A 25,309-nucleotide genomic window follows, 5' to 3' on the forward strand; every position below is an offset into this window, starting at 1 on the left:
TTTGAAACGTCTTTTTCATCTACAGACAGCTATTCTGCTCGTTTTATTCAGTTTGTTGACTGCGTTTCAGCTGCCTCAAGGAACGGCTCAGGCGGCATCATTGGTTGATGGTGAATATACGGCCGGATTCACCATTTTAAAAAATGGCAGCACTGAAGCATCCATGATGGATACGTATACAGAAAAGCCAGCTAAGCTCGTCATCGAAAATGGCAAGACGACTGCCTATTTGACGCTGAAGCAAAGCAAAGAAATCACAGATTTCAAGGTCGAACAAAATGGCTCTCTCGTCACCACTGAAACGGTCAGTGAAGATGAGACAGCGAATACGCGTGTGATCAAATTTGATGTAGCCGATGTATCAGCCAAATTAAATGGCTGGGTCAAAATTTACTGGGACTTAGGCGGCTTTATTTATGATGAGGCGTATGACGTACAGATCGCTTTCGACGAGAGCAGTCTCACACTTGTCACGCCTGCGAAGCCAGACGATAGTGAAACAACACCAGATGATCAAAACGGTACGACGCCAGGCGACAGTGAAACAACACCAGATGATCAAAGTGGTACGACACCAGGTGACAGCGAAACAAGGCCGGATGATCAAAACGGCACAACACCAGACGATCAGCCGGAAACGCCAGACAATAACAACGGCACAACACCAGTTGATTCACCGCAGAACCAATTAAAAGATGGTGTGTATCGTATCAACTACAGTGTGCTGAAGGGCGATGAGGATGAGGCATCTCGGATGAGCCAATACTTCTCACATCCAGCATCATTAACCGTTAAAAATGGAACGCAAACCGTTTCCTTTACGGTGAAGGACCATACGTCAGTTGATTCTTTGAAAATAGAGAAAAACGGTTCTTATCAAGAAGTGAAAAACGTGAGCACAGATCAAGCAAAGAACACAAGAGTGGTTTCATTTGAAGTTTCTGATCTGAAAAAAGCAGTTAACGGAAAAGTACACATTGTGGTAGCAGCCGCTCACTATGATCAAACGTACGATATTCGTTTTCAATTTGATTCAAAAAGTATCGTTCCACTGAAGGACGGCCAAATAGAGGAAGAAACACCGGCTACACCAGAAACACCAAAACCAAATAAACCAGCACCAGACACAACGAACGGCGGAACGAATCAAGAGACAGTTCAGTTAAAAGACGGGGTGTACAAGCTTCCTTTTTCAATGAAGAAAGCAGACAAAGATGAGCTTTCTCGCATGAACGATTACGTCGTGAGCCCTGCGACATTGGTGGTGAAAAATGGCCGCCATTTCGTTTCATACACTGTGAAGAACAGCTCAGCCATCACGTCGTTCCAAGTAGGAACCGGCGGTAAATTTGAAGAGACGCTAGTTGCAAAGGCTGATCAAAAAGCAGATACACGAGTGATTCAATATGAAGCAAAAAGTTTAAGCAGTGATCAGGCAGCACGCGTAAAAATTGACATTCCAGCTGCAAATTATCATGAGCAGTATGATGTCAAACTTGTTTATGATACGAAAGGCATCGCAAGTGGTGAAGGAAGCGGAATTGCGACGGTGATCGGAGACGATGAGAGCATCGGATTTGTAAAAAATCCAAATGATCACGATTCTCAACCAAGCCAGCTTGTGAATCTCGCCCCTGAGGAAACGGGTGCAGAGCAGATGACCTTTACACCATCAGATGACCAAACCAAATCTGAGACAGGTCAGCTGAACCCAAAAACAGGAGATACTTCACTTCTTTGGGTGTACATTCTTTTATTCGGCGGGTCACTATTCGTGCTCGTCAGAAAGTATCAAACTCGTACAAGATAAAGAATCTATTTTAAGTGAGGTGTGCCATTCATCTCGGCGCACCCACTCTCTTTTTTCGAAAGGAGGCTTTTGTTTTTTGAAGCATCGAATGTTATATACCCTGATTACTGCTCTATGTGTGTGCGTCCTCCTAGCAGGCTGCTCACAGTCAGCTGAAAGCTCAGCGAAAGGCAAAAAAAGCGCAGCATCAAGTGCCCGCATTGTGGCAACGACTGTAGCTGCTGCTGAGATCATGGATGCGCTAGAGGTGGATCTTGTCGGGGTGCCAACAAGTCAAAAATCCTTGCCGGCTCGATACAAAGGACTCCCAGAAGTCGGTAACCCAATGAGCCCGGACATGGAAATCATCCAATCACTTCAACCGACAGATGTCCTGTCTGTCACGACCCTTCAATATGATTTAGAAACGCCTTTTCAACAAGCTTCTGTCCCTGCGACATACCTTAACCTTGAGAGCCTGGACAAGATGGAGAACGCCATCACAAAGCTTGGAGAAAAATATGATAGAAAGACACAAGCGAAACGCATTGTGGATGATTTTGAACAAAAAAAGAAAGACATACAAGAGAGAACGAAGGGAAAGACGAAGCCATCCGTTCTCATTTTGCTTGGTGTACCAGGCAGTTATTTAGTGGCAACAGAGAATTCCTATATCGGTGATCTTGTGCGTATTGCAGGAGGAAAGAACATCGTAAAAGGTGAGAAAATGGAGTATTTGGCATCCAATACGGAGTATTTACAAAAAGCCAATCCAGATATCATTCTTCGAGCCGCACATGGGATGCCGGATGAAGTCGTCAAAATGTTTGATCAAGAATTTAAAACAAATGACATCTGGAAACATTTCCATGCGGTCAAACAAGACCGGGTGTACGACCTCGAAGAAAGCTTATTCGGGACAACAGGCAACTTAAAGGCAGCAGAGGCATTAGATGAATTGACTCGTATGTTGTACCCGTCATAAGCGGCGAATCTTAATGATAAAAGGACGTTCAAGATGAAAAAAACAGGGATTTTATTTCTGATAGTCAGTCTCTTACTAGCCGGCGTATTTATTTATTCCGCCATTACGGGGAGCATTCATGTTACACCGATTGAATTATTGGAAGGGCTTATGACCGGTCAACATGCACAGGTAGAAATCATTAAAGATTTAAGAATCCCCCGCATGCTCATTGCGATGTTTACAGGGGCGGCTTTATCTGTCTCCGGTGTCCTCTTGCAGTCTGTGATGAGGAATCCATTAGCAGATGCAGGTGTTATTGGTATTTCATCGGGAGCTAGCTTCTTTTCTTTAATGGCAATTACAGCGCTTCCTCAATTTTATTTCTACTCTCCTTTATTTTCAGTTTTAGGCGGGGCAATTGCCTGCTTCCTCGTATACGTGTTGTCTTGGAAAGGCGGCTTAAGCCCGATTCGAATGATTTTGGTGGGGATCGCCATCAATGCCATGTTTACAGGGATGGCAGAAGCGTTTGTGACCATTTGCAGCTATTTCAATATCACCATTAATCAGTCGGGACAGTCGAATCTCACGATGAAAACGTGGGGAGATGTCCGTTTAATCGGTGTCTATGGCCTCATTGGGCTTGTGGTTGCGCTTTTCTTTAGCAGATGGTGTAACTTGCTTGCCCTTCAAGATAAGACGGCGAAAAACTTAGGATTGCGTGTGACCAGAATGCGCCTTTTGATTTCAATCACGGCGGTGTTATTAGCAGCGGTGACTGCTGCGGTAGCGGGCGTGATTGCCTTTGTCGGCTTGCTCATTCCCCATATCTCTAGAAGGCTTGTCGGCTCTGACCACCGGGTACTGATTCCATTTTCTGCGTTAAGCGGGGCCTTGCTCATTTTGACGGCTGATACGCTCGGCAGAACGCTTGTGGCACCAAATGAAATCCCTGCTTCTACAATCATGGCTGTCATTGGCGGGCCGTTTCTGATCTTTTTATTAAGAAGGGGGGATCGTCTGCATGGACATTCGTGAGGTGTCGTTTTCCTATGATCGACATAGGGACATTGTTCAATCGGTCACCACGAAGATCGAAAAAGGGAAAATTACGACCATTATCGGTCCAAATGGCTCGGGCAAATCCACGCTGCTTTCTTTGATGGCACATAACAATTGTCCACATAAAGGACAGATTCATTTAGATGGACAAGAGCTGAATGCGTTCAAGCCAAGGGAACTCGCGAGAAAGCTGGCAGTCGTACATCAGCAAAATGAAGCGCCGCTCGATTTAACGATCGAACGAGTCGTGGCATTTGGGAGAACACCCTACCAGACGATGCGCGGCAGTGACAAGGAAGAGGATGAGAAAGCAATTGAGTGGGCACTGTCCTGTACAAAGCTGACGGATAAGCGAAAGGTGCCTCTCGCCTCATTGTCAGGTGGAGAACGGCAGCGTGTATGGATTGCCATGGCTTTAGCGCAAAAAACACCGATCCTTTTCTTAGATGAACCGACGACTTATTTGGATATGTATTATCAATTTGACATTCTGGAGCTCATTCGAGAGCTCAATGTCGAGCATGGATTAACCATCGTGATGGTCCTGCACGATATGAATCAGGCGATTCGCTATAGTGATGTCATCATCGCCATGAAAGATGGACAAATTATTTGCGAAGGACAGCCAAATGATGTGTTAACAGAAGAGATGGTGCGGCACATTTATCATGTGTCCGTCACAATTAAGCAGGATGCAGAAACAGGGATGTATATCGTGCCTGTAGGCATATAAGTTGTGCAAAAAGCAGGTGAGACAGTGTGAAACGAGGGAAAAGGATCGGGCAGCGAATGCTGACGATCGTCTGTTTAGGTGTTTTTCTATATAGCGGTACTGCCATTGGCTTGGAGCTCTTTGGCTATTATCAAAATCGTCAGGTGCTTGCAAAGGCTCAGACACTTTACACACACGAGGATGGAATGAAACAGCGAAAACCTGGAGAAATCCGTCAGTCATTTGATGATTTGCGAAAGGTGAATCAAGACATTGTCGGTTGGATTGATATGAAGGACACGATGATTCAGTATCCAATTGTTCAGTCAAACGATAATGCATTCTATTTAACTCGTAATTATGTAAAGGATGACACACGGGCAGGCAGTATCTTTATGGATTATCGTAATGACGTCTTGCATGAAAGTCCCAATACAGTGGTGTACGGTCACCGGATGAGGGATGGGTCTATGTTTGCTGGTCTCACAAACTATTTGAAAAAAGATTTCTTCCAAGATCATCGCACATTTCAGTACGATACGCTGTACCAAAGCTATGAAGCAGAGATTTTTGCTGTGTATGAGACGACAGTCGATTTCGATTATATTCAGACTGATTTTCAGGATCTTGGTGAATATGCGCACTACTTGCAAGCTGTGCGTAAGAAGTCCATCTATCAAACGAAAACAGACGTATCCACAGATGACTTGATTCTCACATTATCGACCTGTGATCACGTGCTGGCACCTAAAAACAAGCGTCTCGTGGTACAGGCGAAGCTAAAGAAAGTTTACTAGAAAAGGAGAGACAGACGGTTGAAATGTTTACATGTGATTTGGGCAGGACTCGTCGTCGTGCTTCTCCTCGGCGGATGCAGCCAGGCGGCGCCTGTCGAGAATGAGAGCAAGCAAGGTGCGCTCAACATTCAGGATTTTGCCGGCAGAACATTATCGTTTCATGAATCACCTGAACGGATCGTCTCGTTGTCAACTGGCGACATGAGCATCATTTATGCCTTAGGTGGCCAGGTTGTCGGCCGGCCAACTGCCGAATTGCCAGACAATCTACAAAAGGCAAAGTCCGTACAATCAATTGGCACAACCCATCAATTTGATGTCGAGCTGATCACGAGTTTAAAGCCCGATGTGGTGCTTGGGAATGAATCATTAAACAGCAAGGATATCTCTACTATAGAAGGAATTGGTTCACAGCTTCTTTTGACAAGTGCCAACTCAGTGAAGGATATCCAGCGTCAAGTTACTTTATTTGGTGATTTACTTGGAAAGCAGCAAAAGGCCAAAGCGCTCAATGCTCAAATCGATCAGCGGATCAAGCAAGTGAAGCAGCCTGAGAAAAAAGTAAAGACGCTCGTTGTGTATGGTGCGCCCGGCACATATATGGCGGCACTTCCGCAATCTTTAAGCGGTGATCTGCTGCGGATCGCTGGTGGGGCGAATATTGCTGAAAATGAACCAGCACTCGAAAAGTTTCCGCAATATGCACAAATCAATGCAGAAAAGGTAATCGAGGCCGATCCGGATCTCATTTTGCTGATGACACACAGCAATCCTGAAGATGTCAAAGCAGGCTTTATGAGTGAAATGAAGCAAAATGCGGCGTGGCACGATGTATCAGCTGTCAAAAATGGACACGTTGAGATTCTGCCAAGTGACCTATTTGGGACAAATCCAGGCGCAGAAGTCATCAGAGCGATCGATGAATTAGAGAAGAAATTGAAGCGATTGTCATCATGAAGATGAATGCAGAACTAGATTTTCAAAAAAGGCAGTCAAGACGAAAATGGCTGTTACCAGGATTGTTTTTCTCTTTATGTGTGGGCGTCTGTCTAGGACTTGCGGTAGGTTCTGTCCAATTGTCGCTGACGGATTTAATGGCTGTGTTCACGGGATCAGGTCTGCCTGTTCATGAAAAAATTGTCATGGATTTACGGCTGCCGCGTGTGCTCATTGGTTTTCTCGTTGGGGCCTGTCTCGCGGCATCAGGTGCGATTTTACAAGGAGTTGTCCGAAATCCACTTGCTGACCCTGGGATCATTGGTGTGACTGCGGGCGGCGGGTTAGCTGCTGTACTCAGCATGATTGTTCTCCCGCAATTCACGTATTTGCTTCCGGCAGCTGCTTTTCTGGGCGCCTTATTAGCAGCTCTTGTCGTGTATATGCTGTCATTTGATCAAGGGGTTTCCCCGCTTAAATTGATCTTGGCAGGTGTTGCCGTCAATGCCCTGCTTGGTGCGGTGATGAATGGGTTTATGGTGCTTTATAGTGAGCGTGTGCAGGCTGTTTTGCCTTTTCTATCAGGGGGGTTAAACGGACGGAGCTGGCATCATCTTAGCTTTGTGTCGCCATATGCGCTGGCTGGATTATGTCTTTGTTTTTTCGCCATTAAACCGTCCAATCTCCTTTTACTTGGCGATGAATCGGCTCAGCTATTGGGCCTTCGAGTAGAGCGGACTCGATTTTTTCTCATTGCGCTGGCCGCTCTTTTAGCTGGAGCGGCTGTCAGTGTCAGTGGTTTAATCGGATTTGTCGGGCTTGTTGTACCTCATTTTATCCGTCTTTTAATCGGAGATGATTACCGGTATTTGCTGCCGATTTCAATGCTTGGAGGGGGCGTGCTTGTGGTCTTTGCCGATACAGCAGCACGGGTCTGGTTTACACCGGTTGAATTGCCTGTAGGGATTTTGCTTGCCTGCATCGGTGCACCTTTCTTCCTCTATTTATTAAAAAAGAAAGGGAGGGGTTAAGATGGATGTCATTGCAATGGATGACGTGAGTCTCAGTCAAGGCGGCTTTCGGCTGTCTTCCATTTCAGCAGCTGTTCCTAAAGGGAGTGTAACCGGAATCATTGGCCCGAATGGGTCAGGTAAGTCGACTTTTATCAAAGCGGCTGCACGACTGACCTCAATCGAAAGCGGCATGATTTACATTCACGACATCCCGCAAAAAGAGATGACGGCACAGGAGATCGCCAAGGAGGTGGCGGTTCTCATGCAAACAAGAACCGCCATTCCATCGATGACAGTACGTGAGCTTGTCGCACTTGGACGCAGTCCGCACCGTTCCATCTGGAAAAAAAGCAGTACGTCAGATCATGAAGCGATTGAGTGGGCGCTTGATGTGACGAATAGCCGCACCAATGAAAACAGAATGCTTCATACATTGTCAGGCGGAGAAAGACAAAAGGCATATATTGCAATGGCACTGGCTCAGAAGACAGAAACCATCATTCTCGATGAGCCAACCACTTATTTAGACATTGCGCATCAGCTTGAATTACTGGAGCTACTCAAACAGCTGAATCAAACACATGGCATCACCATTTTAATGGTTCTCCATGACTTGCAGCAGGCCGCAAAATATTGTGACCGTCTCATTGCTATGAAGCGAGGTCAGGTGCATCAAATTGGCTCACCAAAAGAAGTGTTAACAGAAGACTTTTTCAAGGAGGTTTTTGGGATTCAGGCAGAGGTTCACTTAGACGGTGAGCATCCGCTCATTATCCCAATCGCCTCCATTCAACAACAAAAGGGAGATGAACCAAACATGATTATTGTAAACAACCAAGTAAGAGTAGAAAAAGGCAGTGCCGACCACCTTGTTAAACGGTTTAACAAGCAGGGACAAGTAGAATTTATGGAAGGCTTTTTAGGAATGGAAGTATGGGTCACTCAGCAGACAACTGATTACGATGAAGTGACCATTCACACCCGCTGGAATCGAAAAGAAGATTTTGTGAATTGGACAAAATCTCAGGCATTTGGTGATGCGCATGCTCATGGAAAGGCGAAACCTGAAGGCCTGTTAAAAAACAAAATTACGTACTATGAAGTGCAAGTCACAAGACCCGCTTTACAGAAAAAAGCCTAAATATTCAAAAGCGCTGCAGCGAAGAAGCAGCGCTATTTTTTTTGTGATGGTCTCTTTCCGTCACATATTTTTGACAAAGTATTCAAACAACTGACACAATCCTATCCAAATTTTAGGTAAAATTTACTTTATTTTTGAAGCGCATGGGTGTAAAGTACAGGTATAAATAACTAACCGAATGAAAATCAAGAGTAAAATTTCACCGAGTGAACTATATCAAATGGACTTTCGTTTGTGAATCATTGAACAAATAGTGAACTTTTTGTGAAATGATGAGCATAAATATCTCGAATCATTCGGCATGCGAAAGTAAGGGAGGATGTAAGGCTGTGAGTGAGCTGTTTTTAGCAAGATTTCAATTTGCCTCAACGACATTATTTCATTTTATTTTTGTTCCTATGTCTATAGGTTTGGTATTTATCGTTGCTTTGATGCAAACCCTTTATGTGGTGAAGAAAAAAGACATCTATAAAAAGATGGCAAAATTTTGGGGTCACCTTTTCTTAATTAACTTTGCAGTAGGTGTGGTGACAGGGATTCTGCAAGAATTCCAGTTTGGGATGAACTGGTCAGATTATTCAAGGTTTGTCGGTGATGTCTTTGGTGCACCGCTTGCCATTGAAGCGCTATTGGCCTTTTTCCTTGAATCGACCTTTATTGGTCTTTGGATATTCGGCTGGGACCGTCTACCGAAAAAAATTCATTTGTTATGTATTTGGCTCGTTTCTCTTGGTACGATCTTTTCGGCGTTTTGGATTTTACTCGCCAACTCATTTATGCAGGAGCCAGTTGGATTTGTGATTAAAAATGGCCGTGCAGAAATGAATGACTTTGGGGCGCTCGTGACAAATCCGCAACTTTGGGTAGAGTTCCCGCACGTTCTGTTTGGTGCATTGGCAACCGGTGCTTTCTTTATTGCGGGTGTTAGTGCCTATAAAATGATCAAAAAACAAGAAGTGACCTTTTTCAAAAAATCTTTCCAGATTGCCATGGTGCTTGCTTTCATTTCTGGCTTAGGTGTGGCGTTCTCTGGACATGATCAAGCGAAGCACTTAATGGAATCACAGCCGATGAAGATGGCAGCAAGTGAAGCCCTTTGGAAGGATAGTGGAGATCCAGCGGCTTGGACACTATTTGCCAATATTGATACAGATAAAAAAGAAAACTCTGCGGAGGTCAATATTCCGTTTGCTTTAAGTTACTTGGCTTACTCGAAGTTTAGTGGAGATGTGCCAGGCATGCTGACCCTTCAAAAAGAATATGAAGCAAAGTTTGGTCCTGGAGATTACATTCCTCCAGTCAAAACAACCTTCTGGAGCTTTAGAATCATGGTGGGTGCCGGCATGTTGATGATTTTTGCTAGTATGATTGGTTTGTATTTGAGCTTTAGAAAAAAACTAGAATCAAACAAATGGTATTTACGCTTCATGGTATGGATGATTGCGTTCCCGTTTATTGCAAACTCAGCGGGTTGGATCATGACGGAAATTGGGCGTCAGCCGTGGACAGTCTTTGGTATGATGACAACCGCACAATCCATTTCACCAAACGTATCGTACGGCATGTTGCTATTCTCAGTCATTAGCTTTACGACCATTTATCTGATTCTTGCCATCGTGCTTGCCTACTTATTCATTCGAGAAATTAAAAAAGGTGCACATTCTGAAGAGAATACAGATCAAAAGGATGAAACGGACCTGTCTACAGATCCATTTGATGGAGGCGCATATCATGGCATATCTTAACGAGATTTGGTTTATTCTTGTCGCAGTATTGTTTGTTGGATTTTTCTTCTTAGAAGGATTTGATTTTGGTGTCGGGATGTCCATGCAGCTGCTTGGAAAAGATGCACATGAGCGCCGCATTTTAATCAATACGATTGGCCCTTTCTGGGATGCGAATGAGGTCTGGCTGATTACAGCTGGCGGGGCTATTTTCGCCGCTTTTCCTCACTGGTACGCTACGATGTTCAGCGGATACTATATTCCGTTTACGGTTCTTTTATTAGCACTCATTGGGCGGGGGGTCGCCTTTGAATTTAGAGGGAAGGTCGAGAAGGCTTCATGGATCAAAACGTGGGACTGGGTGATCTTCTTTGGCAGCCTGCTTCCGCCATTTTTACTCGGCGTGCTATTCACAAGTATTTTACGAGGAATGCCCATTGATCAAAGCATGAATATGTACGCTGGATTTACAGACTTTGTGAATCTTTATTCAGTGATCGGCGGGGTAGCTGTGACGGTTCTTTGCCTCCTGCATGGATTGATTTTCGTCACACTCCGCACTGAGGGTGATTTAAGAAATCGTGCAAGAAAGCTCGGCCAGCGTGTTTTATTGATTGCACTACCAGTTCTTGTTCTATTTGTTGGTGTGTCTATTCTTGAAACAGACATTTATACCGTACGTCCGATCATCACAATCCCTTTAACTGTACTCATTGTGGTTTGTTATGTAGCGGCTCTATTCTTTATGAGAAAAGAGCGTGATGGCTGGACATTTTTATTCACAGGTGCAGGTATTATGGTGACCGTGACCATGCTTTTCACAGCATTATTCCCGCGTGTCATGATTAGTTCGATCAACCATGCATTCGACCTCACCATTCAAAACGCTGCATCAGGATCTTATTCACTGACGGTCATGACGATTGTTGCCATTTCTTTGCTGCCTTTTGTGCTTGGGTATCAAATCTGGAGCTACTATGTCTTCCGTAAACGTGTAAGCGGTAAGGAGCCAATGACCTACTAATGGATAAACGTTTGCTTCAACTAAAAGGAATGAGGGGGCTTCTTGCCCTCTTAGGTATTGTGTCAATCATCCAAGGAGCAAGTATTATTTTTCAAGCACAGTGGCTGGCACATGCCATAACAACGCTGTTTGACGGGAAGAGCCTCATGCAGGCAACACCTTATGTCTTGCTGTTTCTTGCTGCCTTTCTGGTGCGGCACGGTCTCACCTTGATGCGGGAGAAGGTCATGTTCACCTATTCTTCCCGAATTGGAGCAGACGTCAGAAAGCAGCTGTTGGACCAGCTGTTCCGTTTAGGGCCAGCTTTCACGAAGAAAAAAGGAACAGGAAAGCTTGTGACATTGGCGATGGAGGGCATTGCCCAATATCGTCAGTATTTACAGCTGTTTTTGCCGAAAATGGTGAACATGGCAGTTATTCCGGTGATGGTGCTTGTCTATGTTTGGACATTAGATGAAACATCTGCTGTCATTCTCATTGTCACGCTGCCAATTTTAATTGTTTTTATGATTTTGCTAGGACTTGTCGCTCAGCGTAAAGCGGCCAAACAATGGAGATCGTATGAGAAATTATCCAATCATTTTACTGATTCTCTCCGTGGCCTTGAAACGCTTCGCTACTTAGGGATTAGCAAAAAGCATTCTCGCAATATTGCAGAGGTCTCAAAGCGTTATCGAAAGGCGACGATGAGCACACTGAAAGTCGCCTTTCTTTCATCTTTTGCTCTCGATTTCTTTTCTATGCTGTCCATTGCGACTGTCGCTGTATTTCTCGGCTTGCGCTTAATTGAAGGAGATCTTTTGTTATTGCCCGCTTTGACCGCACTGATGCTTGCGCCAGAATATTTCTTGCCAGTACGTGAAGTAGGTAATGATTATCATGCGACGTTAAACGGTAAAGAAGCGAATGAGGCGATTCAAGTGATTTTAGAGGAAAAGGGCTTCCGAGAGCAGGAGACACAATCCGTGCAGCTGAACGAGTGGAATGAGCAATCTGAGCTCACACTGCAAGATGTCAGTGTCTTGCATGATGAGCATGCACCATATTCGATTCAGGATGTGGACCTCACTGTGAAAGGAAAGAAAAAAATTGGGATCATCGGTGCCAGTGGTTCGGGGAAATCGACGTTAACGGATGTTCTCGGCGGTTTTGTTGAACCGTCTGCAGGTGAAATCATCCTAAACGGAAAGCCGCTTGCTCATTTACAGCTGGCGGCATGGCAAAAAGAAGTTGTTTATATGCCGCAGCATCCTTATTTATTTCACATGACACTGAGAGAAAACATTCGTTTTTATGAACCGAATGCAACCGATGAAGACGTCGAAAGAGCGGTGGAAGAGGCAGGTTTGTCTCAGCTCGTAGCGGATCTCTCCAATGGACTGGATGAGGTCATTGGCGAACAGGGCAGAGGACTGAGCGGTGGACAAGCGCAGCGGATTGCCCTCGCTCGCACAGTGCTCGGCCAGCGATCCATTATGCTGTTAGATGAACCAACGGCTCATCTGGATATTGAGACAGAGTATGAATTGAAGAAAACAATGCTTCCATTGTTTGAAAATAAACTTGTGTTTTTAGCCACACACAGACTTCATTGGATGACGGATATGGATGAAATCATTGTGATGGATCATGGGACGATTGCAGAGATGGGGACTCATGAATCATTAATGAAAAGAAAAGGTGTGTACTATCAATTGGTACAGGAACAAATGGGGGCGGTCACACATGGTCAGTAAAGGCTGGTTTATACCTTATATCAAGGAGAATCAAAAGCTGTTTGCCTTGGTGCTTTTTTTAGGGGCGATTGCGGTGTTTTCTGCTTCTATGCTCATGTATACGTCAGGGTTCCTCATTTCAAAAGCTGCCACAAGACCTGAGAATATCTTGATGGTCTATGTCCCAATCGTGGCAGTACGTACCTTTGGTATTTCACGCTCAGCTGCTCGTTATGCAGAGAGACTGGCGAGCCATCAGCTCATTTTGACGATGATTGAAAAAATGCGGGTACGTCTTTATGACATGGCTGAACGAAGTGCCAAACAGACTAAGCTTGGAACAGGTGAAATGCTTGGGCTGTTATCAGAAGATGTGGAGAGATTACAGGATGCGTATTTAAAAACAATTTTTCCATCCATCGGTGCGCTGCTTTTATATGCCGCTTCGATTGGAGCACTTGGGCTTTTTTCATGGCCTTTTGCCGGATTGATGCTGCTTTATATGGCGCTGCTCGTATTTGTATTCCCATACATCACAGTACTTGTGAACCGGGCACGACAAATTCAAATGAAGAAAGGCAGAAATGAACTGTACAGCCATTTAACAGATGCCGTCATGGGCGTGAGTGACTGGTTGTTTAGCGGCAGACAGAACGATTTTGTTGAAGGCTATGAACGAAAAGAAGCAAAGCTATTAGCGCTCGAATCGGCAAAGCACCGGTTTATCCGTCTGCGCCAATTTTTAGCACAGCTAGTCATTGGAGGAGCAGTCGTCCTTGTCGTGTATTGGAGCGGCTCAGTCGTTCAGGCTGGTTCTATGCCGCACACGCTGATCGCAGCTTTTGTGCTTGTGCTGTTTCCATTAACAGAAGCCTTTCTTCCGCTGTCAGATGCAGCAGGCGATATTCCTGTTTATCAGCATGCCGTCAGCAGATTAAATCATTATGAAGAGCAGTCGTATGAAGGATTAGTGGAGAGGAAGGCAGCAGACGAGACACCCGTCTCTGATGGCGTTGAAGCGGTCTGTTTTGATCAAGTCACCTTCGGATATGAAGTAGATCAACATGTACTAAAGCATTTTTCGTTTTCCATGAAGCAAGGTGAATCGCTCGCTCTTTTAGGAAAAAGCGGTGCAGGCAAATCGACCATTTTAAAATTGTTAGAAGGGGCAGTCGTGCCAAATCAAGGGGTTGTCAGCATTCAGGGGAAACCGGTACAAAGCATTCAAGAGGAGATATCCTCTTATGTGTCTGTGCTCAATCAACAGCCCTATTTATTCGATACGTCTGTTTTAAACAACATTCGCTTAGGTTCTCCAGAAGCGACAGAAGAGCAAGTAAAAGAAGCCGCGCGGCAAGTGCAGCTGCACGATTACATTGAGTCTTTGCCAGAAGGTTATCACACAGGTGTACAAGAGACAGGGGTTCGTTTCTCTGGTGGAGAAAGGCAGCGTATGGCTCTAGCTCGGATTTTGCTGCAAAACACACCGATTGTTGTATTAGATGAGCCAACCGTCGGGCTTGATCCACGCACAGAGCGTGAATTGCTTGAAACGATCTTCCGCGTGTTAAAAGGAAAAACAGTCATTTGGATCACCCATCATCTCACTGGCTGTGAGGCATGTGACCGTATGATGTTTATTGAAGGTGGACGCATTGAGATGCAGGGGCAGCATCATGATTTGATGAAAGAAAACCTGCGTTATCAAAACCTGTATGAGATGGATCGTCCATTTTCGGTCGTGTAAAAAATGAATGACAAGAACGTTCGGACAGTAGATTTCTGCCCGAACGTTTTTTAAACTTAAGGATTTACTTTTCCTACACCCGCATTAGATACAACTTCTGATTTCACATTGTTCACGTTAAGCAAAGAGTAGTTATAAGGAGGGTTGTACGTACCTGTTGAAGACGTTGGCAGGCTACCTGTGCTGTTAATATAAGAGTTGTTGATGACATGCCAAGTACCAACTTTACTGCTGTCCCAGCTGCCGATGGCATTTTTCGTGTTTTCAAATACGTTGTGTTCAATTCTCATTTTCGCGCCCATACGTGAATTAATCGCTGTTGTTAGGATGTTTTTGTAATAGTTGTTATACACATGGCCTTCCCCGAAGCGCATAGACGGTACACGAGAGTTCAAGTTTTCAAAACGGTTGTTGTGGAATGTGATTTTTCTGTTGTAGTTATCGTTATCGGAGCTGCCCATCAGCATTGTTTTCCAGCTGTCATGGACATAGTTCCATGAGAACGTAATGTAATCGGAGTCATTTTTCACATCGAATAACCCATCATAGTCATCTTTCCCAGAGTTCAAAGTGTTGTAGAGTTCATTATGGTCGACCCATACGTTTTTAGAGCCACCTTCGATTCCGATGGCATCTTTATCACCGATTTTGCTGTGATGGATTTTGAGGTTGCGGATGATGACGTTATTGGCGCGCCATACTTTAATACCAATCCCGTTAAATTCGCCGTTTGTCCCTTTACCGACGATGGAGACATTGTTTGTATCTTTCACATCAATTTTATTGGCTGAAGTATTAGAAGGAGTAATCGTTCCGTCTACCACGATTTTCAATTTTTCATTTGTTCCTTTGCTTTTGAGGGCAGCTAATAGTTCATTTCCGGTTTTCACTGTCACCGTTTTACCGCCTTCGCCGCCTGTTGTACCGCCATTTAATGTGGAGAATCCTTGCTGATTAAAATTGGCCATAATCGAAGGGCTTTCTGGATATTTCGTTGCTGCTTTTGCCTCTCCATTTGGCGCAAATAATGAAGTCACGAGACCAACCGCTAACACACCAGCTAACATTGGAACTTTTTTCTTCAACATGAACATCTCCATTCTCTATTTCGTTTTAATGTAAACGTTTCCAAAATAAGCTGCGATTCAATCGCTCCTCCTTCCTTCGCCAGCATCGCCTCTTTCGGAATGTAGGAAGAGCATAGCACGCAAAAAGGTATCATCGGCTAAGAATTGAAACGAAGTATTCCACGATTTTCAAGGAAACTAAGGCAATGATTATTTCAATTTATCTACATGAGACAAGGATCATTGACGATAGGTATTGGGGTAACCTAGTGATTATGAAAAGGACGTTCCCCATTTGAAGGAAAATCAAGATGATTACAAAAGCGTCATTTTGTTAGAGGCAAAGAAATGTCATAATCATTACATAAGAAAAAAATGGATATCAAATAGATCCATGCGCTGAACAGCAGGTAGAAAAGGCTCCAATTTAAAAAAAGAAGGTCTATTTTAAACGATGCGATCACCGGTGTCGTCTAATCAATAAGAGAAAGAGAGGAAGGAGGGACGTGTTTGGAGCAGACCGAGGAGACTTTATGGATTAAGCGGGCAAAACAGGGGGATGATGCCGCATTTACCGCCCTTTATCGGCATCATTATTCGTTTCTTTACCGTTATTTGATGAAATTGACCCTTCAACAAGAGCTGACAGAGGAGATCATGCAAGAAACGATGCTCAAAGCGTACATGAAACTTTCTTCTTTTAGAGGAGATTCATTATTTTCAACATGGCTCATGTCCATTGCATCTAGACAATTTTTAGATCATCAAAAGAAAAGAAAACGTGAACATACGAGAGAAGGAAAGGCGAATCAAGAAGCCATCCGCCGGTTCAAATGGGATGTTCAGCAAAAAGGCCATACTTGGCATGACATGTGGGATGCTTTAAATGAGTTAAAGGCTCAGGAGAGAGCACCGATCCTTCTCCATTATTATTATGGCTTTACTTACCCTGAAATCGCTTCGATGCTCGGGGTGAGAGAAGGTACGGTGAAATCGAGGGTTCATCATGGGATCAAGAAAATTCGAAAGGAGTGGGACTGATGAAAGAAGATCGTTTCGCCGATCGTTTAAAAGAGGAACTGCAGGAGCTCGATGAACAAATCGAAGTAGAAAAGCCGAGTGAACAAGCTTTGATGTTGATGCTAAAGCAGGCAAAGGAAAAAGAGAAAAAACGTTTTAAACAAGAAGTGCTGGCGTACATCATCGTCAGTCTGACCATCATGACACTTTTTGCAGCTGCCATTACTCATTTGCCCATCATCTTCATTCTTCTCCAAGTGGTGAGCGTGCCGCTCTGTGTGGTTGTCGGCATCAAGGAATATCAACAGATTAAAGGAGGGTCTTCCTTATGAGTCAGACAGATATGATCATCTTATTGTGCGTATTGCCGTTACTGTTTGCACAAGGATTTCTCTTATTTATGGATGCCAAGAAAAGAGGACGTTATAAATGGTTCTGGGGCATCATTGGGTTAATCAACTTCCCATCTTCTTCTATTTTATATTGGCTGTGTGTTGTCTTACCTGATCGGAAAAGAGGAGAAAAGCTCAGAAAAGATTGAAAGACGTTGTAAAACTTTTGACCTTTTTTTTGAATGATCATCATCTAGAAAAAGTGAAAGTTTCATGAATGTGTCAAAGAAAGCGGGATGTTGAACGTCCAGTTCGTCATTTCTAGCACGATAGTCATTCTTTGAGCGGGTCATCTTCATGATGAAAGGTGATCCTGCTTGATCTATCTCATTTCGGCATCGTTTTCATCTGTTATCAATATTGATCAGTTTTTACAAATGGTGTTAAATTAATCTCAATATGCGTTAGAAAATCTAACAACCAAAGAGTGAGATATTGACAAGGAGGCAGATGAGACATGTTGACCTTAGATCGAGCAGCACAAACAGCACAAAGCTACATTCACCGTGTGCTAGAGGATGTAGAAAAACGTAATCCAGGCGAGGCGGAATTCCAGCAAGCCGTAAAAGAAATTCTGGAATCCCTCGTCCCGGTTTTTGCAAAACACCCAGAGTATGAAAAACAGGGGATCTTAGAACGCTTAATTGAGCCTGAGCGGCTTGTGATGTTTCGTGTACCGTGGGTAGACGATGAAGGCAAAGTACAGGTGAACAGAGGATTCAGGGTTCAATTTAATAGTGCCATCGGTCCTTATAAGGGGGGCATTCGGTTTCACCCATCGGTCAATGCAAGCATCATCAAGTTTTTAGGGTTTGAACAAATCTTTAAAAACGCACTGACAGGTTTGCCGATCGGCGGAGGAAAAGGTGGATCAGATTTTGACCCTAAAGGGAAATCTGATGGAGAAATCATGCGTTTTGTTCAAAGTTTTATGAGTGAACTCAGTCGTTATATTGGACCTGATCAAGATGTACCGGCAGGAGATATTGGTGTAGGTGCACGCGAAATTGGCTATATGTTCGGCCAGTACAAAAAAATGCGTGGTGCGTATGAAGCAGGTGTCCTGACAGGAAAAAGTCCTGGTTTTGGAGGCAGCTTAGCGAGAAAAGAAGCGACAGGCTATGGACTGGTGTACTTTATGGAAGAAATGTTAAAAGCCCACGGAATGCAATTTGAAGGGCGATCTGTTGTTGTGTCTGGGTCAGGAAATGTATCGATTTATGCGATGGAAAAAGTATTGGAATTAGGCGGAAAGGTTGTGGCTTGTAGTGATTCAAGCGGAGCCATTTACGATCCTCAAGGCATTTCACTTGAGACAGTGAAGCAGCTGAAGGAAGTCGACAACCAGCGAATTGGTGCCTACATAGACATTCACCCGCATGCTGAATTGATTGAAGATTGCGAACAAATTTGGTCTCTCCCTTGTGATATTGCGCTGCCATGTGCGACCCAAAATGAAATTTCAGAGTCGCAAGCACAGCAGCTAGTGGCAAACGGTGTCATCGCTGTAGGAGAAGGGGCCAATATGCCGTCCACACTTGGGGCCGTCAAAGTATTTGAACAACATGATATTTTGTTTGCACCAGCAAAAGCGGCAAATGCTGGCGGAGTGGGTGTTTCGGCGTTAGAAATGGCGCAAAACAGTGCGAGAATGTCTTGGACTTTTGAAGAAGTAGATGGTCAGTTGAAACAAATGATGCAGTCGATTTATCGTCAGTGTACCGAGACTGCTGAAGAATACGGACACTCTGGAAACTTAATGGTAGGCGCAAATATTGCAGGATTTCGCAAAGTGGCAGATGCCATGATCGCACAAGGCGTCATTTAACTCCTGCTCTCCCGCACCTGTTTATTTCATGACAAGATCGGGAATTGTCTTGTAAGAATGACAATAAGGAGGCGCGGGAGAAAATGAAAAAGTGGCTGAAACAAATTGTCAAATGGGCACCAGTGATTTATCCAGTGGTGAGGAAAATATACAAAGAACGAAAAGCATCCAAAAGTCGTAACGTATCAGCCGGGTAATCCGGCTTTTTTTTATGAAATGGATGAAACAAAAAAATATGCTGTGGGAATGATCCATTTCACTTCTCTCTCCGTTAAGTACATAACAAACGGAAAGAGGAGGCAAAACAGATGAAAATGAAAAAAGCATTTTTAACGATCCCGCTTAGTGCAGCATTATTATTACCAACTGCTCAAATGGCAAGTGCACACGAAGGACATATGCATGGGGATGCAAAAAAGTCGTCATCATCACAAGAGGTGTCAAATAAAGCAACGGATCTTCGCGCAGCGCTTGATCAGCTGTTCTCAGAGCATGCTTATTTAGCAGTGATCACGATGCAAAAAGGAATTGATGGCAGTAAAGATTTTGATCAAGCAGCAGCAGCGTTAAATGAAAACACGAATGATCTATCAGATGCGATCGCCTCTGTGTATGGAAAAAAAGCAGGGAAACAATTCAAAGAGATTTGGTCAAGCCATATCGGTTACTTTGTTGATTATGTACAAGCAACAGCGAAAAAAGATGAAGCAGGTAAAAAGAAAGCGGTCAAAGAGCTTGATCAATACCGCATGAAACAAGCTGATATGCTTGATAAAGCAACGGATGGAAGATTGAAAGCAAGTGAACTTGAAGAAGGTTTAAAAATGCACGTCAATGAACTGCTAAAAGCTTTTGACAGTTACACAGAAAAGGATTTTGATACAACCTATGAAACGGTCAGAAAATCCATTCATCATATGTTTGAAGTAGGTAAAGGCGTATCATGGGCGATTACAGATCAATTTCCTGGGAAATTTGATCAAAAATCAGTGGATACTCCAGCCGCAGATCTTCGTGAGGATTTAAACTACTTGTTCTCAGAGCATTTGGCACTCGCGGTAGTGGCTATGCAAAAAGGGAATGATGGCAGCAAGGACTTTGACCAAGCGGCAGCAGCGTTAAATGAAAACACGAATGATCTATCAGATGCGATCGCTTCTGTTTATGGAAAAGATGCAGGAAAACAATTTAAAACGATCTGGTCAAGTCATATCGGATATTTAGTTGATTATGTTAAAGCGGATGCATCAGGAGACGAGCAAGCAAAAGAGAAGGCTGTTAAAGATTTAGATGCTTACCGTATGAAACAAGCAAAATTTTTAGATCAAGCGACAGATGGACGCTTGAAGGCGGCTGACTTAGAAGCCGGGTTGAAAACCCATATTGATGAGCTCATCAAAACGTACACGTCTTATCACAATGGCGAATATGATCAGCTGTACCCGACTGTCAGAGAAGCATACGGCCATATGTTCATGGTTGGTCAAGATGTCGCATCAGCTATTGTCGATCAGCATCCTGAATTATTCAAATCCAACATGCCAAATGAGATGCCGAAAACAGGTATGGGAGGCACAGCCGGTCCATTAGGTATGTCATATGAAGCATTTGCTGGGATGATGGCAAGTCTCATCTTAGCCGGAGGTGCAGTGGGCGCGTTCTTCCTCATTCGCCGTAAACCATCAAATTAAACAATATCAAGACAAGAGGGAACGTGCACAATCGTGCCGTTCCTTTCTTCAAAAGGAGGTCGACTTGCGTGAAAAGATGGCTGTTTGGTATTCTTACGCTTCTCATCATCACGGGCTGCGCATCCCAATCAATAGATGAAAAGTCATCCTCTGAAACTGCATCATCTCCTGAGCCAATGACAGCAAAACAAGCCAAGAATCAATCTCATTCACACGACACGTTAAAAGATGAGCCATCGGGTATTGTTCCCGCTGACATCTCCATTCCAGCGATTGATGTCCAAGCAAAAGTGGAGAAAACGACTTTATCAAAGGATGGCAGTATGGGTGTTCCGCAAAATACAGATCACACAGCTTGGTTTGAAGATGGTCCGAAGCCTGGTGATAAAGGAAATGCTGTCATAAATGGTCATGTTGATAATAAATGGGGTCCAGCTGTTTTTTATCGACTAAAGGAGCTAAAAAAGGGAGACAAAGTCATTGTGACATCCTCGTCAGGGGAAAAGCGAACCTTTGAGGTTCTCAAGGTGAAAAGCTATCCGCGCGAAGAGAAACCAAATGCTTTTTTCGGGTACGCCTTTACACGGAATCTCAATTTCATCACATGTACGGGAACTTTTGATCATGCAGCCGGTACACATGAAAAAAGATTGGTTGTCTTTACACAACTGATTTCCTCATAAGAAAAAGGCGGATACACGGAGGTGTAACGCCTTTTTTTCATGATTTCCACAACAGCATCTTAGAAGAAGATTCATAGGTCATTAGATATGGTTGGATGTATAAATAGGGGCGTTTGTCATATAAATGAGTTGGCAATTTTTATTTCTTTTCAGTAGAATATGAGTAATGAAGAGAACTGTAAGCGTATACAACCTGTCCAAACAAGGCAGATTTTCCACCCTAAATGAAGGAGGCCGACCTAATGCTGAGTAAAAGACTGGCGCACATTTTAAGTCAGCTGATGGCAGCTGAGACTCCTCTCACGAGCGCTGCGCTTTCTGTCAGTTTACAAGTGACAAGCCGCACCATCCGAACAGACATCAAGGAACTGAATGAGCGTCTAGCCCCTTATCAAGCAGCTGTATCAGCTGTTAGGGGCGCTGGCTATGAGCTGTTGATCAACGATGAGAATGCCTTTCGCCGTTTTATGAAGGAAGAAGTCGAACAGGAAGAACCGCTTGCTGTTCTTCCAGAAGAGCGAGTTCGATTTATTTTGAAAAAGCTGCTTCTAGCGGAATCATATGTGAAGCTGGAAGACTTACAGGAGCAGCTGTTTATTAGTAAATCGACGATGAGTAATGACATGAAATGGGTCAAACGTAAGCTCGAACCCTTTGATCTGAAGCTGGAAGCAAAGCCGAATAAAGGCTGCCGGATTAAAGGATCTGAGATGAAAATCCGTTATTGCATGTCAGAATATTTATTCAATGAACGGCGTTCCTATCAAACCATGCTGAACACGGCGGTTACGATTTTGCCGAAACATGAGCTGGAATTGATTCAGAGAACCATGATTGATTATATCAACGAGGAAAAAATGAATCTATCAGACATTTGCATGAATAATTTAATTGTTCATATTGCTATTGCCTGTAAACGGATTAGACACGGAAACTATGTATCTGTGCTGCCTGAAGAAATCAACGAAATCCCAAGGGCAAAAGAATACAAGGTAGCCAAAAAAATGGTTGAGCGTCTTGAAGGGTTGCTGGATGTCTCATTCCCACAAGAGGAAATCGTTTATATCACCATTCATTTGCTAGGAACAGCCAAAATGGTACAGTCTTTTTCAACGGGCGGTCAAAAACAAATTGTGGATGATGACACGAGCCGTCTTGTTCAGCTGATGCTGAAAGCCATTGATCAAAAATTGCAGCTGGATTTAGCGGGAGATGCGGAATTGCTGATTGGCCTCAGTTTGCACTTAAAGCCAGCGATCAATCGGTGTAAGTATGGAATGAATTTAAGAAATCCAATGCTTGATGAGATCAAAGCGGGCTATCCAATTGCCTTTGAAGCAGGGATTGTGGCGAGCAGGGTCATTGAAGAAGAGACAGGTTTGTCCATTCATGAAAATGAGATCGGCTATATGGCACTTCATTTTGGTGCGGCCTTAGAGCGCAGGAAAATGGAGATACCACCGAAGCGATGCCTGATTGTCTGTGCGTCTGGTGCAGGGAGTGCAAGGCTACTTCAAGATCGTTTGCGGTCACAATTTGGGTCGAAGCTGACCATTTTAGGAACAGCAGAGCTTTATTCCCTTCCGCATGTCTCTTTACATGCATTGGATTTAATTATTACAACCATTCCCATTCATATGGATTTACCGATTCCTGTCATTCAAGTGAACACGATTTTAGGAGGCAGTGATTTTTTAAAAATAGAAGAAGCTTTGACAAGTGAAACAAGAGTGACATTAGCCACGCAATATATGAAAAAGGAATTGGTCTTTACAAAATGCGCCTTTCAAACAAAGGAAGAGGTCATACACTTTCTCACGCAAAAGGTCATTGACATGGGCTTAGCGCCAGCAGAACTTACACAATCTGTGATGGAAAGAGAAGAGTCTGCACCGACTTCATTTGGGCATTATACAGCGATTCCGCATCCGATGACCCCGCTGACAGAAGAGACGTTTTGGGCGATCTGTACATTAGAAAAACCGATCATTTGGGGAGAGAAAAAAGTTCAATTTGTGTGCTTGCTTTGTGTCGAAAAGGAGAACGCCAAAGACTTAAAAGGCATGTACCGTCTGCTTGGAGAGCTTGTCCATCATGTGAAATTTATTCAGCACCTCATCACCTGTGACACCTTTGAAGACATGCTGGATGTCATGGATAAAAAAGCGCCTTCGTACAAGAACTAATGGTGTGATATTAACTTTTTCCGCTTCCTAAAGGAAAAAGTATGGGTGTTTATGAAAGCGGTTTCATAATATGATGAATGTGTAAAGAAAAGCTTCATACTTCAAAAAGGGGGCGTTTACAATGAACATTTTATTAGTTTGTGCAGCAGGTATGTCAACAAGCTTACTTGTCACAAAAATGGAGAAAAGTGCACAAGAACAAGGAAAAGACTATCGTATTTGGGCAGTATCTGGAGATGCTGCAAAAAATCATATTGATCAAGCCGATGTGCTTTTATTAGGACCTCAAGTTCGTTATTTATTACCGCAAATGAAAAAACTCGGAGAAGACAAAGGAATTCCAGTAGACGTGATTAATACCGTGCATTATGGCGTATGTAATGGTGCTGAGGTTTTAAAATCTGCTGAACAGTTAGTGAACGGGTAAAGGGGGCGGAAGGGATGAATGGATTCAACCGATTTCTAGAAGAGAAGGTTATGCCGTTTGCAGGAAAGATTGCCGCTCAAAGACATTTACAAGCATTGCGTGACGGAATTGTTTTAACCATGCCTCTCATTATCGTCGGTTCACTGTTTCTCATTTTAGCCAACCTTCCGATTCCGGGATATAGCGATTTTATGGCAAGTGTCTTCGGAGCCGAATGGGCCACGAAACTATCCTATCCTGTGAATGCCACCTTTGACATTATGGCACTTGTTGCGACCTTTGGGATCGCATACAGGTTAGCTGAAAAGTATGCAGTCGATGCACTGTCATCTGGTGCAATTGCTGTCGCAGCTTTCCTCCTAGCCACACCTTATCAAGTACCGTTCACACCTGAAGGATCAACAGAAGCTATCCTAGTGAATGGCGGTATTCCCGTCACACTGATGGGCAGTAAAGGGCTATTCGTTGCCATGATTATTGCCATGCTTTCCACCGAAATTTACCGCTTTATTGTACAGCGGAATATCGTCATCAAAATGCCTGATGGTGTACCGCCAGCAGTTAGTAAATCGTTTATCGCACTTATTCCAGGTTTTGTGGTCATCACGCTGATCTGGGTCGCTAGGCTTCTGATTGAGATGACACCTTTTGAGAGTATTCATAATATCATCACGGTCTTAATCGGCACACCACTATCCATTCTTGGTGGAAGCTTAGGCGGAAGTATCGTTGCCATCGGTGTGCAAATGCTCCTCTGGGCATGTGGTATTCACGGAGCCACCATTGTCGGAGGAGTCATGGGTCCGATTTGGCTCGGTGCGATGGATGAAAACCGTCTTGCCTTCCAAGCAGGAGAAGTGCTGCCGAATATTTTCACAGCGCAGTTCTTTGAAATCTTTATCAATGTCGGCGGAAGCGGCGCAACGCTTGCTTTGGTACTGACCATGATCTTGCGTGCGAGAAGTAAACAAATGAAACAGCTTGGCCGTCTTGCGATTGGGCCAGCCATCTTTAACATCAACGAACCGATCATTTTTGGAATGCCGATTGTGATGAACCCAATGCTTCTCATTCCGTTTATCCTTACGCCAATTATGATGATCATCACCACATATATCGGAATGAGCACAGGACTTGTAGCAAAACCGGCAGGGATCGCTGTCCCGTGGACAATGCCGCCAATCATTTCAGGCTATCTCGCAACAGGCGGGAAAATCTCTGGCGCGGTCATGCAGCTGATTAACCTTGCCTTGTCATTTGCGCTATACTATCCATTCTTTAGAATGTGGGATAAGCAGAAATTGAAAGAAGAAAATGAGCTTGAAGCAAAAGCATCAACAGATGAAAATGTCGTCAGCATGTAATAGAGGGAACAAGGGGGATGCGGC

The 25,309-nt window shown here is 43.9% G+C and carries 23 protein-coding genes; 22 read left to right on the plus strand and 1 reads right to left on the minus strand.

Annotated elements, in window-relative coordinates:
* Position 1 precedes the first annotated feature (1 nt).
* From ACTJJQ_RS09705 to cydC, 12 genes are all read left to right on the plus strand, one after another.
* On the plus strand, positions 2 to 1,810 hold the full coding sequence (locus ACTJJQ_RS09705) for an NEAT domain-containing protein (protein WP_440600151.1): 1,809 nt from the start codon (positions 2 to 4) through the stop codon (positions 1,808 to 1,810).
* 76 nt (positions 1,811 to 1,886) lie between these two features.
* Complete coding sequence (gene isdE, locus ACTJJQ_RS09710; protein WP_046344771.1) at positions 1,887 to 2,774, plus strand: heme ABC transporter substrate-binding protein IsdE; 888 nt, start codon at positions 1,887 to 1,889, stop codon at positions 2,772 to 2,774.
* 33 nt (positions 2,775 to 2,807) lie between these two features.
* Complete coding sequence (locus ACTJJQ_RS09715; protein ID WP_017368325.1) at positions 2,808 to 3,794, plus strand: FecCD family ABC transporter permease; 987 nt, start codon at positions 2,808 to 2,810, stop codon at positions 3,792 to 3,794.
* Complete coding sequence (locus ACTJJQ_RS09720) at positions 3,781 to 4,551, plus strand: ABC transporter ATP-binding protein (protein WP_440600152.1); 771 nt, start codon at positions 3,781 to 3,783, stop codon at positions 4,549 to 4,551. The genes ACTJJQ_RS09715 and ACTJJQ_RS09720 overlap by 14 nt, the downstream gene beginning before the upstream one ends.
* 26 nt (positions 4,552 to 4,577) lie before the next feature.
* Complete coding sequence (gene srtB / locus ACTJJQ_RS09725; RefSeq protein ID WP_058213457.1) at positions 4,578 to 5,327, plus strand: class B sortase; 750 nt, start codon at positions 4,578 to 4,580, stop codon at positions 5,325 to 5,327.
* Positions 5,328 to 5,345: 18 nt separating this feature from the next.
* Positions 5,346 to 6,284 (plus strand): ABC transporter substrate-binding protein, encoded by a 939-nt coding sequence (locus tag ACTJJQ_RS09730; protein ID WP_017358683.1) that lies wholly within the window; start codon positions 5,346 to 5,348, stop codon positions 6,282 to 6,284.
* Complete coding sequence (locus ACTJJQ_RS09735; RefSeq protein WP_096882038.1) at positions 6,281 to 7,294, plus strand: FecCD family ABC transporter permease; 1,014 nt, start codon at positions 6,281 to 6,283, stop codon at positions 7,292 to 7,294. The genes ACTJJQ_RS09730 and ACTJJQ_RS09735 overlap by 4 nt, the downstream gene beginning before the upstream one ends.
* Before the next feature lies 1 nt (position 7,295).
* Positions 7,296 to 8,417: a heme oxygenase gene (gene isdG, locus ACTJJQ_RS09740; protein ID WP_116306471.1), complete on the plus strand. Its 1,122-nt coding sequence runs from the start codon at positions 7,296 to 7,298 to the stop codon at positions 8,415 to 8,417.
* Between the two features lie 329 nt (positions 8,418 to 8,746).
* Complete coding sequence (locus ACTJJQ_RS09745) at positions 8,747 to 10,162, plus strand: cytochrome ubiquinol oxidase subunit I (protein WP_144667542.1); 1,416 nt, start codon at positions 8,747 to 8,749, stop codon at positions 10,160 to 10,162.
* Positions 10,149 to 11,165 carry a cytochrome d ubiquinol oxidase subunit II gene (gene cydB, locus ACTJJQ_RS09750; RefSeq protein ID WP_039963052.1) on the plus strand — a complete coding sequence of 339 codons (1,017 nt, stop codon included), beginning with the start codon at positions 10,149 to 10,151 and terminating at the stop codon, positions 11,163 to 11,165. Before ACTJJQ_RS09745 ends, cydB begins: the two co-directional genes overlap by 14 nt.
* Entirely contained in the window at positions 11,165 to 12,901 is a 1,737-nt protein-coding gene (gene cydD / locus ACTJJQ_RS09755; protein ID WP_035389917.1) for a thiol reductant ABC exporter subunit CydD, read from the plus strand. The genes cydB and cydD overlap by 1 nt, the downstream gene beginning before the upstream one ends.
* Positions 12,891 to 14,627: a thiol reductant ABC exporter subunit CydC gene (gene cydC, locus ACTJJQ_RS09760; RefSeq protein WP_440600153.1), complete on the plus strand. Its 1,737-nt coding sequence runs from the start codon at positions 12,891 to 12,893 to the stop codon at positions 14,625 to 14,627. The genes cydD and cydC overlap by 11 nt, the downstream gene beginning before the upstream one ends.
* A gap of 56 nt (positions 14,628 to 14,683) precedes the next feature.
* Here cydC and ACTJJQ_RS09765 read toward each other — a convergent pair whose 3' ends face one another.
* The gene (locus tag ACTJJQ_RS09765; protein WP_138826679.1) at positions 14,684 to 15,715 is read right to left on the minus strand and encodes a pectate lyase family protein; all 1,032 of its coding nucleotides are present in this window, start codon (positions 15,713 to 15,715) and stop codon (positions 14,684 to 14,686) included.
* Between the two features lie 489 nt (positions 15,716 to 16,204).
* On the opposite strand from ACTJJQ_RS09765, the gene sigY reads away from it, so the two are divergent.
* The 10 genes from sigY (at position 16,205) to celB (ending at position 25,285) form a co-directional block, all read left to right on the plus strand.
* Positions 16,205 to 16,735, plus strand: coding sequence for an RNA polymerase sigma factor SigY (gene sigY / locus ACTJJQ_RS09770; protein WP_017358688.1), 531 nt, complete (start codon positions 16,205 to 16,207; stop codon positions 16,733 to 16,735).
* Complete coding sequence (locus ACTJJQ_RS09775) at positions 16,735 to 17,046, plus strand: YxlC family protein (protein WP_008345570.1); 312 nt, start codon at positions 16,735 to 16,737, stop codon at positions 17,044 to 17,046. The genes sigY and ACTJJQ_RS09775 overlap by 1 nt, the downstream gene beginning before the upstream one ends.
* Entirely contained in the window at positions 17,043 to 17,255 is a 213-nt protein-coding gene (locus ACTJJQ_RS09780) for a hypothetical protein (RefSeq protein WP_017368315.1), read from the plus strand. Before ACTJJQ_RS09775 ends, ACTJJQ_RS09780 begins: the two co-directional genes overlap by 4 nt.
* A gap of 308 nt (positions 17,256 to 17,563) precedes the next feature.
* Positions 17,564 to 18,934, plus strand: a complete 1,371-nt coding sequence (gene gdhA / locus ACTJJQ_RS09785) for an NADP-specific glutamate dehydrogenase (RefSeq protein ID WP_017358690.1) — start codon at positions 17,564 to 17,566, stop codon at positions 18,932 to 18,934.
* 83 nt (positions 18,935 to 19,017) lie between these two features.
* On the plus strand, positions 19,018 to 19,131 hold the full coding sequence (locus ACTJJQ_RS09790; protein WP_008345567.1) for a hypothetical protein: 114 nt from the start codon (positions 19,018 to 19,020) through the stop codon (positions 19,129 to 19,131).
* Positions 19,132 to 19,242: 111 nt separating this feature from the next.
* Positions 19,243 to 20,625, plus strand: a complete 1,383-nt coding sequence (locus tag ACTJJQ_RS09795; protein ID WP_048002463.1) for a hypothetical protein — start codon at positions 19,243 to 19,245, stop codon at positions 20,623 to 20,625.
* Positions 20,626 to 20,693: 68 nt separating this feature from the next.
* Entirely contained in the window at positions 20,694 to 21,308 is a 615-nt protein-coding gene (locus ACTJJQ_RS09800) for a class F sortase (RefSeq protein ID WP_039963049.1), read from the plus strand.
* A 242-nt stretch (positions 21,309 to 21,550) separates the two neighbouring features.
* Positions 21,551 to 23,494, plus strand: a complete 1,944-nt coding sequence (locus ACTJJQ_RS09805; protein WP_440600154.1) for a BglG family transcription antiterminator — start codon at positions 21,551 to 21,553, stop codon at positions 23,492 to 23,494.
* Positions 23,495 to 23,615: 121 nt separating this feature from the next.
* The gene (locus ACTJJQ_RS09810; protein ID WP_007497889.1) at positions 23,616 to 23,921 is read left to right on the plus strand and encodes a PTS sugar transporter subunit IIB; all 306 of its coding nucleotides are present in this window, start codon (positions 23,616 to 23,618) and stop codon (positions 23,919 to 23,921) included.
* Positions 23,922 to 23,935: 14 nt separating this feature from the next.
* Positions 23,936 to 25,285: a PTS cellobiose transporter subunit IIC gene (celB, locus tag ACTJJQ_RS09815; protein ID WP_007497888.1), complete on the plus strand. Its 1,350-nt coding sequence runs from the start codon at positions 23,936 to 23,938 to the stop codon at positions 25,283 to 25,285.
* Positions 25,286 to 25,309 lie beyond the last annotated feature (24 nt).

Origin of the sequence: Bacillus sp. 22483 (genome assembly GCF_052044605.1) — a bacterium.
GTDB lineage: Bacteria > Bacillota > Bacilli > Bacillales > Bacillaceae > Bacillus > Bacillus altitudinis.

What these genes read in the sequence shown, in the direction of transcription:
- celB (WP_007497888.1), top strand. Translation starts at nt 23,936, where the DNA reads ATGAATGGATTCAACCGATTTCTAGAAGAGAAGGTTATGCCGTTTGCA.
- ACTJJQ_RS09780 (WP_017368315.1), top strand. Translation starts at nt 17,043, where the DNA reads ATGAGTCAGACAGATATGATCATCTTATTGTGCGTATTGCCGTTACTG.
- ACTJJQ_RS09795 (WP_048002463.1), top strand. Translation starts at nt 19,243, where the DNA reads ATGAAAATGAAAAAAGCATTTTTAACGATCCCGCTTAGTGCAGCATTA.
- gdhA (WP_017358690.1), top strand. Translation starts at nt 17,564, where the DNA reads ATGTTGACCTTAGATCGAGCAGCACAAACAGCACAAAGCTACATTCAC.
- ACTJJQ_RS09765 (WP_138826679.1), bottom strand. Translation starts at nt 15,715, where the DNA reads ATGTTGAAGAAAAAAGTTCCAATGTTAGCTGGTGTGTTAGCGGTTGGT.
- isdG (WP_116306471.1), top strand. Translation starts at nt 7,296, where the DNA reads ATGGATGTCATTGCAATGGATGACGTGAGTCTCAGTCAAGGCGGCTTT.
- cydD (WP_035389917.1), top strand. Translation starts at nt 11,165, where the DNA reads ATGGATAAACGTTTGCTTCAACTAAAAGGAATGAGGGGGCTTCTTGCC.
- ACTJJQ_RS09775 (WP_008345570.1), top strand. Translation starts at nt 16,735, where the DNA reads ATGAAAGAAGATCGTTTCGCCGATCGTTTAAAAGAGGAACTGCAGGAG.
- cydB (WP_039963052.1), top strand. Translation starts at nt 10,149, where the DNA reads ATGGCATATCTTAACGAGATTTGGTTTATTCTTGTCGCAGTATTGTTT.
- ACTJJQ_RS09715 (WP_017368325.1), top strand. Translation starts at nt 2,808, where the DNA reads ATGAAAAAAACAGGGATTTTATTTCTGATAGTCAGTCTCTTACTAGCC.
- ACTJJQ_RS09805 (WP_440600154.1), top strand. Translation starts at nt 21,551, where the DNA reads ATGCTGAGTAAAAGACTGGCGCACATTTTAAGTCAGCTGATGGCAGCT.
- ACTJJQ_RS09790 (WP_008345567.1), top strand. Translation starts at nt 19,018, where the DNA reads ATGAAAAAGTGGCTGAAACAAATTGTCAAATGGGCACCAGTGATTTAT.
- ACTJJQ_RS09810 (WP_007497889.1), top strand. Translation starts at nt 23,616, where the DNA reads ATGAACATTTTATTAGTTTGTGCAGCAGGTATGTCAACAAGCTTACTT.
- cydC (WP_440600153.1), top strand. Translation starts at nt 12,891, where the DNA reads ATGGTCAGTAAAGGCTGGTTTATACCTTATATCAAGGAGAATCAAAAG.
- ACTJJQ_RS09735 (WP_096882038.1), top strand. Translation starts at nt 6,281, where the DNA reads ATGAAGATGAATGCAGAACTAGATTTTCAAAAAAGGCAGTCAAGACGA.
- ACTJJQ_RS09720 (WP_440600152.1), top strand. Translation starts at nt 3,781, where the DNA reads ATGGACATTCGTGAGGTGTCGTTTTCCTATGATCGACATAGGGACATT.